Here is a 10992-nt window from a genome sequence, read left to right on the forward strand (position 1 = left end):
AGCGGCAACGTCGTTCCCATGCTTCCACCGGCGCCCGGACAGGGGTGCGCTTTCACAGAACGTGAGCGGAGAGCCACCCGGCCAGGTCTCGCGCGGAGCGGTCGACGACGTTCGCCCAGTCGAGGGCGCTCTCGTCGGCGTTGTCGGAGACGTGCTTCACGATGCGTACCGGGACACCGGCCTCACGAGCGGCCCAGGCGACGGCGAAGGCCTCCATGTCGACCAGGTGGGCGCGCCGGGCGAGCTCGGCGCGTACGACCGTGTCGGTCACGAACAGGTCGCCGGTGGCGCAGACGATGTCGGACTCCCCGACCTCCAGCGCGTCCTCGACCGGGTGGCCCAGCGCCCGGATGGCGGCGGAGGAGAAGTCGTGGTTCAGCACGGTTCCGACCTCGTAGATCCCGGTGTGACCGTCACGCAGCGCACCGCACGAACCGATGTTGACGACCTGCCGGATGGTCTTGTCGGCCGCCAGCACACGCGAGACGGCCGAGGCGGACGCCACCTTTCCCATCCCGGTGATCACCACTTTGAGCCCGGAAGGGACGTGGGCCGCCTCGGCCTTGGTCGCTGACACCACGAGTACGCTCATGGCCACAGACCTTAGTGCGCTACTTCAGCTCCGCCGACGAGAGCCCCAGAACCCGTCGCGCCACGATCAGCTGCTGGATCTGCTGGGTGCCCTCGAAGATGTCGAGGATCTTCGAGTCGCGGGCCCACTTCTCCAGCAGCTCACCCTCGGAGTAGCCGATGGTGCCGGCCAGCTCGACGCAGGACAGGGTCACGTCCGAGCCCATCCGGCCGGCCTTCGCCTTGGCCATCGAGGCCTCCATGGAGTTGGGCTGGCGGTTGTCGGCCATCCAGGCGGCCTGGAGCATGAGGAGGTACGCCCCCTCGTAGTCCGACTCGAGCTGGATGAACTTCGCCGCGGCCGCCGACTGCAGGTGAGCAGGCCGGTCGTAGTCGATCTCGACGCCGGCCTTCTCGAGCAGGTCTCGGGTGTAGTCGAGCGCCGCGCGGGCGCAGCCGACCGCCATCGAAGCCACCAGCGGACGGGTGTTGTCGAAGGTGGCCATCGCACCGGCGAAGCCCTCCTTGACGTTGATCTCGGGGCTGCCGAGCAGGTTCTCCGCAGGCACCCGGCAGTCGGTGAAGGTGATCGTGGCCGTGTCGGAGGCCTTGATCCCGAGCTTGTGCTCGAGACGCTCGACCTTCATCCCCGGGGTGCCCTTCTCGACCACGAACGACTTGATCGCGGCCTTGCCGAGCTCCTTGTCGAGCGTCGCCCACACCACGACCGCGTTGGACCGGTCACCGGAGGTGACGAAGATCTTCTCGCCGTTGAGCACGTAGTGGTCGCCGTCGAGGGTGGCGGTGGTCTTGATGTTGGCCGAGTCGGAGCCGGTGCCGGGCTCGGTGATCGCCATCGAGGCCCAGATGCCGTCGAAGCGCTCGTGCTGCTCGTCGTTGGCGACCGACGCGATGGCCGAGTTGCCCAGGCCCTGGCGCGGCATCGCGAGCGTGAGCCCGACGTCGCCCCAGCACATCTCCGAGACGGAGAGGACCGAGGACATGTTGGCGCCGTTCTTGACCTTGCCGTCGTCGGGCTTGGAGTCACGGCGTACGCCGGTGGCGCCCGCGCCCTCACCCTGCCCGGACTCGGCCAGGCCGTCGGCCATGGCGGCGAGCATGTCGAGCTCGGTGGGGTACTCGTGCTCGGCCTTGTCGTACTTGCGCGAGATCGGTCGCAGCATGTTCATCGCGACCTGGTGGACCTGCTCACGCAGCGGCTTGAGCTTCTTGGGGTCTTCCAGATTGATGGCCATCAGACCAGCACCGTGCCTTCCATGATCCCGATCGCACGCAGGTCGCGGTACCACCGCTCCACCGGGTGCTCCTTGACGAAGCCGTGGCCACCGAGCAGCTGTACGCCGTCGAGGCCGATCTGCATGCCCTTGTCGGCACACAGCTTGCGAGCCAGCGCGATCTCGCGGGTCGCGTCGATGCCCTGGGCAACCCGGCTGGCGGCCTTGTAGGTCACCAGGCGCATCGCCTGCAGCTCGATCGCGATGTTGGCGACCATGAACGCCACCGACTGGCGGTGGGCGATCGGCTCACCGAAGGCTTCGCGCTCCTTGACGTAGGGCGTCACGTAGTCGAGGACGGCCTGGCCGACACCGATGGACAGCGCGCACCAGGCGAGGCGGGAGAGCCGCACGGCCTCGGTGTAGGTCGAGCCGTCGGTCTCGCCCAGGACGGCGGTCGCGGGGACCTTCACGTCGGTCAGGGTCAGCTTGGTCAGCGAGGCGGCGCGTACGCCCATCGCCGGCTCGGACTCGATGCTCAGCCCATCGGTCGAGGACTCGATGAGGAACAGGACCGGCTTGCCGTCCAGGGCGGCGCCGACCACGAAGAGCTCGGCCTCGGCGCCGCGGGCGACCAGCGACTTGGCCCCGTTGATGGTGTAGCCGTCGGCGGTCCGGGTGGCGGTGGTGGCCGGGGAGAGCACGTCGAAGAGGACCTTGTCCTCGTTGAGCGCGAACGCCGCGGCCGGCACCGATCCCTCGGTGAAGGCCGGCAGGTAGGTCTGCTGCTGCTCGTCGGTGCCCCACAGGCCCAGCGCGGTCGCGACCGAGCCGGGCGCGAGAGCGGCGACGGCCAGACCGAGGTCACCCTTGGCGAGCGCCTCGGCGACCAGGGTGCCGGCAACCGCGGAGCGGGTCTCGGAGATGCCGCCGAGCTCCTCGGGGACACCCAGGATCGGCAGCCCGATCTCCAGGCTCGACTTGAGCAGCTCGTCGGGTGCGGCGCAGGCCTCGTCGGCCTCGGCCGCGGCCGGACGTACGACCTCGGCGGCGAACTCGGTGACCACGTCGACGAGCATCTGCTCGTCCTCGCTCGGGGTCAGGTCGAAGACGCCCTGGGGGATGGCGTTGGGCACACGTACGCCCGGGGCGCCCTGCTTGCCCTTCTTCTTGAACGCACGGCTGGTCGCCGCCATCGTCTTGAACCCGCTGCGGGTGACCGTGAAGACGACCTGCTCGGTCTGCTTGCGGACACCGAGCCGGTCGAGCGCAGGGCTCTGCGAGAGCTTGCGCAGACCGGCCACGGCGAACCCGATCGGATCACGCGACTCGCCGGACGGGACGCCGTTCGCGAGCCCGCCACGTAGGCCTTGGAGGATACTCATGGGTAGAACTGTAACTGGGAGTTACAACACGGTCTACACTTCGGGGTGGTGATGGCGGTAACAAACGACTCACGTCTTATTTATAGGCTTGGCACATGGCCGACTCCTCGCTCGAATCTGCACGCCCGCTAGCGCCCCACGGCGCCCTGCCCGAGGGCGGGAAGGTGCGGCCGATGACACGCTGGGGCACCCCGGTCATGCACCGGCCCAAGAAGCAGGTCGAGGAATTCGACGCGACGCTGGCCGAGCTGGCCGCCGACATGGTCGCGACGATGTACGCCGCCGAGGGCGTGGGCCTGGCCGCCGACCAGATCGGCGAGGACGTCGCCATCTTCGTCTTCGACTGCCCCGACGCCACCGGACAGCGCACCGTCGGGATCGTCTGCAACCCGGTCCTGACCCTGCCCGAGGGGGAGGACCGCCACCTCGACGTCGACCTCGAGGGCTGCCTCTCCTTCCCCGGTGCCTTCGTGGACTGCGCCCGCCCCGACTGGGCCGCCGTCGACGGTCTCGGCCTCGACGGCAAGCCGGTCCACTTCGAGGGCAACGGCCTGCTGGCCCGGTGCCTCCAGCACGAGACCGACCACACCAACGGCACCGTCTTCGGCGACCGCATCTCCGCCAAGGCCCGCAAGAAGCTCACCAAGGAGCACGACCGCCTGGCCAAGGAGTTCCCGGCGACCTGGCCTGTCGCCGAGTAGTCACATCCGGTCGACGACGTACTCCGCGATAGCGAGGCTGGAGGTCGCGGCTGGGCTCGGCGCGTTGCGCACCGAGGTGATGCCCTCGGCGTAGTGGATGACGAAGTCGTCCACCAGCGAGCCGTCGCGCTCGACGGCCTGGGCCCGCAGCCCCAGCCCCGCGCGGGTCACGTCCGCTGCGCCGATCTCCGGCACGTAGCGCTGAGCCTCCCGCATGTAGGCCTGTTTCGACACCACGCCGCGAAGCTCGGTGAACCCGGTGCGCCAGTGCTCGGCGGCGAACCGCCAGAACCCCGGCCACGCCAGCGTGTCGACGACGTCACGCGGGGTCAGCGACGTCCGACCGTAGCGGCGGCGGCTGAGCGCCAGGAAGGCGTTGGGACCGACCTCGAGGCCACCGCCCACCCGCCGGGTGAAGTGCACCCCGAGGAACGGGTAGCGCGGGTCGGGAACCGGATAGACCATGCCCCGGACGAGATCCTGCTTCGCAGCGCTGACCTGCATGTACTCACCGCGGAACGGGACGATCCGGGGCGCCTTCGGACCGCCGGTCAGCTCACCGAGCCGGTCGGACTCCAGGCCACCGCAGACGACCACGTGATCGACCCGGGTCCGGCCGGCCGGCGTCTCGACCTCGATCCCGCCCGTGACGCGGTGGATGCCGGTGACCTCCTCGCCGAGGCGTACCTCTCCCCCGGCTTCGGTGATGCTCCGGCCGAGCGCCTCGGCGACGGCGACGTAGTCGATGATCGCGGTCCTCGGCGAGTGGAGGGCCGCCAGGCCCACCGCGTACGGCTCGATCTCCTCGATCTCCGCGGGGCCCACTCGCCGCAGGCCGGGTACGCCGTTCTCCGTCGCCGTCTTCTCCAGCGCGTCGAAGCGCCCCATCTCGGACTCGTCCACCGCGACGACCAGCTTCCCGCAGGCCTCGTAGGGGATCTCGTGCTCGGCGACGAACTCCTCGAGCAGATCGCGTCCACGGGTGCAGAGCCGGGCCTTGAGGCTGCCGGGCTTGTAGTAGATCCCCGCGTGGACCACGCCCGAGTTGTGGCCGGTCTGGTGGGAGCCGAGCCTGGACTCCTTCTCGAAGACGATCACCGTCTCGGCCGGGCGGCGGCGCAGGATCTCGCGCGCCACCGCCAGCCCGACGATCCCGCCGCCGACGATCCCGGTCGTGGTCAAAGTGCCTCGGCCCCGGGAAGCAGCTCGCGGACCTGCACGGTGGCCCGGCACGCCGAGGCGCACTTCCCCGCCCACATCAGCGCCTCCTCGAGGGTGCCGACGTCGACGACGACGAAGCCACCGAGGTGCTCCTTGCTCTCCGGGTAGGGACCGTCGGTGACCACGCCGGCCTCGTCGACCGTCCACGCGTCCTCCAGACCGCCCTTGATTCCTCCGCCGAAGACGAACGCACCGGCGGCGATGGCCTCACGGGTCATCTCGGCGGACGCCTCGGCGATGTCGGCCACCTCCTCTTCGCGGAAGTCCATCGCCTCGTCGCGGAACGTGATCAGATACCTGGTCATCGAACAACCTCCTGGTTCCGGGCAGCGCTCATCGCCACCCTTCACTCGCTCCACGAACGGGTTCCGCCGCTTTCGACAGGCCCTCGAGGAGAACGTACGCCGTGCCGGCCCTATCCGTGCCAGAACCCGGACAGTCTCCCGGCGACATCCAGGCCCTGGTGATGCCCGGCACGGGCGGCCGCGGGCCGGGTCGAGAGATCCATCATGTTCTCGCCGAAAGCCTCGAGCGAGTCGGCGTCGGGCAGGATCGTCTCGACCCGGCTGCCGCCGGCTCGGAGCTCCTCGACCTGGACGGCGAGCTCGCTGCGCCACGCGGCCGGATGCCGGGTCCGGCCGCCGAGGGGCGAGAGCACGAGCACCCGCCCGTACCCCGCGGCGAGGTCGGCGTTCTCGCTCGACCGCCGGTAGCCACCGTCGATGTAGTCGCGGCCGTCGATGGCGTACGCCGGGCCTCCGGCGCAGCTGGCCGCGACCGCGTCGACCAGGTCGACCCCGCTGTCGCGGTCTAGCTCGACCGGTTCACCGGTGTCGGCCTCGACCGCGGTGAGGAGCATGTTGCGGCTCGGCCAGTGCGGGCCGGGCAGCCGGGCGGCGACCGTCCGGCGCCACCTCTCGCGGCCCTCCGCACCCCAGGCCGCGGCGAGCTCGATCGCGTCGGCGCCGATCCGGCGCCGCATGTCGGCGACGTCGGCCGAGGCCGCGATGATGGCGTTGGTCCGCTCCAGATGGGTCGGGCCGTCAGGGCGAGGCCCGCGCTGCGCTCTCGGCACCTCGGGTGCCGCGAGGACCGCGGCGAGCAGGTCGGACGGACTCGAGCCGCTGATCTGGACGGCCGTCGTCGCGCCGGCGGAGGTGCCGATGACCAGATCGGCATCGTTCACGTCCACCCCGCCCTCGAGCAGACCGGCGACGACGCCGATCAGCCAGGCGTTGCCTGCCGATCCGCCGCCACCGAGGACCAGTGCGCGCTCGGCTGTGCGCGCTGGTCGTGGGGTCGTGGTGTTGTTCATGGGAGTCGCCTCTCGGGAGTTCTCGGTGAGCGCTCCCTACGACTCGGCCCGGATCCGGCCTCAGTCTCGCGATCGTGGACGGCGGGGAGCACCCGCTGTGGACACTGCGTGCACGGGACTCACCTCCTGCTGTCGGATCACGATCGCCGCGACGCTACCACGCGACACCGACGCGGCTCACCCCGATATCCGCCGCGATCGGCGAGCGGTGGTTCTACGGTGAGCAGGTGACGAAGACCTGGTCGATCCTGCGCCTGATCATGGCGGCGCTCATCCTCGCGGCTGTGGTGACCGAGTTCGGCAACGCCATGAGCACGGTGCCCGCCGAAGGCTCCAGCAAGGCGACGGTCCTGGTGAACTTCTTCAGCTACTTCACGATCCAGTCGAACCTCTTCGCCCTCGCGGCCCTGAGCGCGGCCGCGGTCTGGGCGCTGACCCGCAAGACCCGTGAGCCGGTGTGGATCGCGGTGCTCCTCGCGGCGGCCACCACGTTCATGGCCATCACCGGTCTGGTCTACAACCTGCTGCTGCGCGGGATCGCGCTCGCCGCGACCCCGTGGGCGAACGAGGTGCTGCACCTGATCGGCCCGGTGTGCCTGATCGTCGACCTGCTCTTCGCTCCCCCGCGCCGCCGGCTGCCGTGGCCCACGGTCGCGGCCATCATCGCGTGGCCGATCGCGTGGGCGGTCTACACCCAGCTCCGCGGCGAGCTCGTCGTCTCCCCGCTCACCGGGGAAGGCTGGTGGTACCCGTACCCCTTCCTCAACCCGCACGTGCAGGACGGCTACCTGGTGGTCTCGTTCTACGTCGCCGGCATCGCGGCGGCGTTCACGCTCGTCGCCTGGGGAGTCGTCGCCGTCGGACGCAGAAGGGACGTGCCCGAGCCGGTGGCCGTCGGCTAGAGGTTCCGGATCATCCAGCGCTCCGGCGCGGGCAGCGGCTCCCAGCCGTACTGCGCGTAGAGCCCGTGGGCGTCCTCGGTGGCGAGCAGGGTCCGGCGGATCCGGTAGGGCTCGAGGTCGGCGAGGATCCCCTCGATCAGCAGCTTGCCGATGCCCTGGCCGCGTACACCCGGGTCGACGATCACGTCGCACAGCCACGCGAAGGCGGCGAAGTCGCTGACCACGCGAGCGAAGCCGACCTGCTTGCCCGCTGTGTCGTAGACGCCGTAGCAGCGCGAGGCCTTGTTGGCCGCGTCCTGCACCTCCCGGGTCCGGTCGCTGGCCCAGTAGGACTGCGCGAGCATCCGGTGCACCCAGTCGGGGTCGATCCGGTTCTGATCCGCGGAGAAGGAGTACGCCCGGCCCTTCCCGCCCACGGCCGGCTCCGCGCCCAGCAGGCCGAGCAGGTCGTCCGGCTCGGGCTCGGGTCGCGCGACCTGCGGGGCGACGGCGGGCGCCTCGACGGCCCCGGCGAAACCCGGACCCGGGTCCGGCGTACGCCCCTGCTGATAGGCCAGGGCGGCACCGTTCGCGAGCTTGTCGGCGGCCTCGTTGAGGGGGTGTCCGGAGTGGCCCTTGATCCACTCGAACCGGACGTCGCGACCCTGCATCGCCGCGTCGAGGTCCTTCATGATCTCGACGTTGAGGACGGGCTTGCCGTCGGCCTTCTTCCAGCCCTTGCGCTTCCAGCCCGCCATCCACTTGGTGACCGAGTTGATGACGTACTTGGAGTCGCAGTAGACGAGCAGCGGCTCGCCAGCGTGCGCCGTCTGCCGCAGCAGGTCGAGGACCGCGGTCAGCTCGCCCTGGTTGTTGGTCCCGTGCGGCCACCCGCCACAGGCCCAGGTGGACTCGTCCACATACCAACCCCACCCCGCGGGTCCCGGGTTACCGAGCGCCGAACCATCAGCAGCAGCCACAATCGTCACGCGCCCATCCTGCCAGCCGCGTGCGGGCTGCCTTCGGGTGGTCAGGGGTTGACGCGCGGGCCGGAGGCCGTGGAGCCGCGGACGATCAGCTCGGGGTGGAAGACGAACTCCGAGTGCGGCGTTCCGGTGCCGGCGATCTCGTCGAGGATGGCACGGACGGCGGCCTGGCCCATCGCATGGACCGGCTTGCGCACGGTGGTCAGCGGCGGGTCGGTGAAGGCGATGAGCTGGGAGTCGTCGTAGCCGACCACGGAGACGTCCTCGGGGACCCGCAGACCCCGCGAGCGGGCGGCACGGATGGCGCCCAGCGCCATCATGTCGCTCGCGCACACGATCGCGGTGAAACCCTCGTCCAGGAGCTCGGAGGCAGCGGCCTGGCCGCCCTCGAGGGTGAAGAGGGAGTCACGGATGTAGCCCTTCTCGACCTCCTCGGCACTCAGAGCGAAGCGGTCGGCCATCGTGGCCACGAAGCCCTCGATCTTGCGCTGGACCGGGACGAAGCGGCGGGGCCCGACGGCCAGACCGATCTTGGAGTGGCCGAGCGTCGCGAGGTGGGTGACCGCCAGCTGCATCGCCTCGCGGTCGTCGGGCGAGATGAACGGCGCCTTGATGTCGGGAGTGAACCCGTCCAGGAGGACGTACGGAACGCCTTGGGCGCGCAGCTTCTCGTAGCGCGTCATGTCGGCGGTGGTGTCCGCGTGCAGACCGGAGACGAAGATGATCCCGGTGACGCCGCGGTCGACGAGCATCTCGGTGAGCTCGTCCTCGGTCGAGCCGCCGGGCGTCTGCGTGGCGAGCACCGGGGTGTAGCCCTGCCGGGTCAGTCCCTGCGCGATGACCTGCGCGAGCGCGGGGAAGATCGGGTTGTCGAGCTCGGGCGTGATCAGCCCGACCAGCCCCTCGCTGCGCTGGCGCAGCTTCACCGGGCGCTCGTAGCCGTGGACGTCGATCGCCGCCAGCACCGCCTCCCGCGTGGCCGCAGCGACCCCGGGCTTGCCGTTGAGGACGCGACTGACCGTCGCCTCGCTCACGCCCGCATGGGCCGCGATGTCAGCAAGACGGGCGGAGGCTGGTGTTATGGGCACGGTCACATCATGCCCCCTCCCTACACGGTCTGCAAGAACTTTCTGCAAGTTTGCAACTTTTGCTGAAAGGCTCTTACATTCTCCTCGACGCGGGGTTACCTTCGTCACACCACCGGGCGGACTCCTCGCCCGGCCCCATATCGAAGGAGAACTCATGCGACGTGGCATCGTGGCCACCGCAGTGGCGGCATCGCTCGCCCTGGCGGCATCGGCATGTGGCGGCGGCAGCGGCGACAGCAGCGACGGCCCGGTCACCATCACCTGGTGGGACACCTCGAACGCGACCAACGAGGCGCCGACGTACCAGGCCCTCGTCAAGGACTTCGAGAAGGCCAACCCGGACATCAAGGTCAAGTACGTCAACGTGCCCTTCGACCAGGCGCAGAACAAGTTCGACACCGCGGCCGGTGCCAGCGGTGCTCCCGACGTGCTGCGCGCGGAGGTCGGCTGGACCCCTGCGTTCGCGCAGAAGGGCTTCCTCGCTCCGCTGGACGACACCGAGGCGCTCGAGGAGAAGGACGCCTTCCAGCCCAACCTGATCAAGCAGGCCGAGTTCGACGGCAAGACGTACGGCGTCCCGTTCGTCACCGACACCCTCGCGCTGGTCTACAACAAGGCGCTCTTCGAGAAGGCCGGTATCACCGAGGCCCCCGCGACCTGGGACGAGCTCAAGGCCGACGCCGCGACGATCAAGTCCAAGACCGGTGTCGACGGCTACTGGGGCTCGACCTCCGCCTACTACGCGCAGCCGTTCCTCTACGGCGAGGGCACCGACACCGTCGACGCCGAGGCCAAGAAGATCACAATCTCCTCCCCGGAGGCCAAGAAGGGCCTGACCACCTGGCAGGGTCTCTTCGACGGCCCGGGCCTGCACAAGGCGGACACCACCGCCGACGCGTACGCCCACATCCAGGACGCCTTCGTCAACGGCAAGGTCGCCGCGATCATCCAGGGTCCCTGGGAGATCACGAACTTCTACAAGGGCTCGGCGTTCGCCGACAAGAACAACCTCGGTATCGCCACCGTCCCGGCCGGCTCGACCGGCGAGGCCGGCGCTCCGACCGGCGGTCACAACCTGTCGGTCTACGCCGGTTCGGACGAGGCGCACCAGGAGGCCTCGGCGGCGTTCGTGAAGTTCATGACCTCGGCCGACACCCAGGCCCAGATCGCGCTGAAGAACTCCACTCTCCCGACCCGCGACGACGCCTACACCGACGAGGTCAAGGCCGACCCGGGCATCGCCGGCTTCCAGACCGTGCTCCCGGCCGCCCAGCCGCGACCCGAGCTGCCCGAGTACTCCTCGCTGTGGGGTCCGATGGACCAGGAGCTCCCGAAGATCGCCTCCGGCGCCGAGACCCTCGACGCGGGCCTGGCCACGCTGGAGACGGCCTTCGCCGACCTGCTGCCCGCCTTCTCCAAATGAGTCAGTTCCAAGTGAGCTGGGAAGAGCCCGTCATCTCATGACTCTGACAGCACCAGCGCCCGGGGGGGGGGGGGGCCGCGGGGGGGGGGGGCGGGGGGCCCCCCCCCCCCCCCCCCCCCCCCCCCCCCCCCCCCCCCCCGCGGGGGCGCGGGCCCGCCCCCCCCCCCCCCCCCCCCACCGGAGTGAC

Annotated in this window: 11 protein-coding genes; 3 read left to right on the forward strand and 8 right to left on the reverse strand. The window is 70.0% G+C overall.

All coding sequences use genetic code 11. The features are described 5' to 3' along the window. Positions 1 to 52: 52 nt before the first annotated feature. Genes ACIRON_RS12095 through ACIRON_RS12105 form a run of 3 tightly spaced genes read right to left on the reverse strand, consistent with a single transcriptional unit; the run spans position 53 to position 3190 of the window. The gene (locus ACIRON_RS12095; protein WP_402992539.1) at positions 53 to 592 is read right to left on the reverse strand and encodes a nucleosidase; all 540 of its coding nucleotides are present in this window, start codon (positions 590 to 592) and stop codon (positions 53 to 55) included. 19 nt (positions 593 to 611) lie between these two features. Next, positions 612 to 1826 (reverse strand): acyl-CoA dehydrogenase family protein, encoded by a 1215-nt coding sequence (locus ACIRON_RS12100; protein WP_402992540.1) that lies wholly within the window; start codon positions 1824 to 1826, stop codon positions 612 to 614. After that, entirely contained in the window at positions 1826 to 3190 is a 1365-nt protein-coding gene (locus ACIRON_RS12105; RefSeq protein WP_402992541.1) for an acyl-CoA dehydrogenase family protein, read from the reverse strand. The genes ACIRON_RS12100 and ACIRON_RS12105 overlap by 1 nt, the downstream gene beginning before the upstream one ends. Positions 3191 to 3285: 95 nt before the next feature. Here ACIRON_RS12105 and def point away from each other — a divergent pair, with 95 nt between their 5' ends. Then, on the forward strand, positions 3286 to 3891 hold the full coding sequence (def, locus tag ACIRON_RS12110) for a peptide deformylase (protein ID WP_402992542.1): 606 nt from the start codon (positions 3286 to 3288) through the stop codon (positions 3889 to 3891). Here the strand turns inward: def and lhgO are convergent, their stop codons facing one another. From lhgO to ACIRON_RS12125, 3 genes are all read right to left on the reverse strand, one after another. Next, the gene (gene lhgO, locus ACIRON_RS12115; protein ID WP_402992543.1) at positions 3892 to 5073 is read right to left on the reverse strand and encodes an L-2-hydroxyglutarate oxidase; all 1182 of its coding nucleotides are present in this window, start codon (positions 5071 to 5073) and stop codon (positions 3892 to 3894) included. Next, complete coding sequence (locus ACIRON_RS12120; RefSeq protein ID WP_402992544.1) at positions 5070 to 5417, reverse strand: YciI family protein; 348 nt, start codon at positions 5415 to 5417, stop codon at positions 5070 to 5072. Before ACIRON_RS12120 ends, lhgO begins: the two co-directional genes overlap by 4 nt. A gap of 110 nt (positions 5418 to 5527) precedes the next feature. Continuing rightward, positions 5528 to 6427, reverse strand: a complete 900-nt coding sequence (locus ACIRON_RS12125; RefSeq protein WP_402992545.1) for a patatin-like phospholipase family protein — start codon at positions 6425 to 6427, stop codon at positions 5528 to 5530. Positions 6428 to 6654: 227 nt separating this feature from the next. Between ACIRON_RS12125 and ACIRON_RS12130 the strand changes: the two genes are divergently transcribed. After that, positions 6655 to 7329 carry a Pr6Pr family membrane protein gene (locus tag ACIRON_RS12130; RefSeq protein ID WP_402992546.1) on the forward strand — a complete coding sequence of 225 codons (675 nt, stop codon included), beginning with the start codon at positions 6655 to 6657 and terminating at the stop codon, positions 7327 to 7329. Here ACIRON_RS12130 and ACIRON_RS12135 read toward each other — a convergent pair. Continuing rightward, entirely contained in the window at positions 7326 to 8297 is a 972-nt protein-coding gene (locus ACIRON_RS12135) for a GNAT family N-acetyltransferase (protein ID WP_402992547.1), read from the reverse strand. The genes ACIRON_RS12130 and ACIRON_RS12135 overlap by 4 nt on opposite strands. Before the next feature lie 41 nt (positions 8298 to 8338). Further along, positions 8339 to 9382 carry a LacI family DNA-binding transcriptional regulator gene (locus ACIRON_RS12140; RefSeq protein WP_402992548.1) on the reverse strand — a complete coding sequence of 348 codons (1044 nt, stop codon included), beginning with the start codon at positions 9380 to 9382 and terminating at the stop codon, positions 8339 to 8341. A 154-nt stretch (positions 9383 to 9536) separates the two neighbouring features. Between ACIRON_RS12140 and ACIRON_RS12145 the strand changes: the two genes are divergently transcribed. After that, positions 9537 to 10805 (forward strand): extracellular solute-binding protein, encoded by a 1269-nt coding sequence (locus tag ACIRON_RS12145; protein WP_402992549.1) that lies wholly within the window; start codon positions 9537 to 9539, stop codon positions 10803 to 10805. The last annotated feature ends 187 nt before the right edge of the window (positions 10806 to 10992 follow it).

The sequence above is a fragment of the Nocardioides sp. NPDC101246 genome (genome assembly GCF_044767415.1).
GTDB lineage: Bacteria > Actinomycetota > Actinomycetes > Propionibacteriales > Nocardioidaceae > Nocardioides.

Bases quoted from the DNA above. Each gene is read 5' to 3' on its own strand.
- ACIRON_RS12095 (WP_402992539.1), bottom strand. From the start codon at position 592: ATGAGCGTACTCGTGGTGTCAGCGACCAAGGCCGAGGCGGCCCACGTC.
- ACIRON_RS12100 (WP_402992540.1), bottom strand. From the start codon at position 1,826: ATGGCCATCAATCTGGAAGACCCCAAGAAGCTCAAGCCGCTGCGTGAG.
- ACIRON_RS12105 (WP_402992541.1), bottom strand. From the start codon at position 3,190: ATGAGTATCCTCCAAGGCCTACGTGGCGGGCTCGCGAACGGCGTCCCG.
- def (WP_402992542.1), top strand. From the start codon at position 3,286: ATGGCCGACTCCTCGCTCGAATCTGCACGCCCGCTAGCGCCCCACGGC.
- ACIRON_RS12120 (WP_402992544.1), bottom strand. From the start codon at position 5,417: ATGACCAGGTATCTGATCACGTTCCGCGACGAGGCGATGGACTTCCGC.
- ACIRON_RS12125 (WP_402992545.1), bottom strand. From the start codon at position 6,427: ATGAACAACACCACGACCCCACGACCAGCGCGCACAGCCGAGCGCGCA.
- ACIRON_RS12145 (WP_402992549.1), top strand. From the start codon at position 9,537: ATGCGACGTGGCATCGTGGCCACCGCAGTGGCGGCATCGCTCGCCCTG.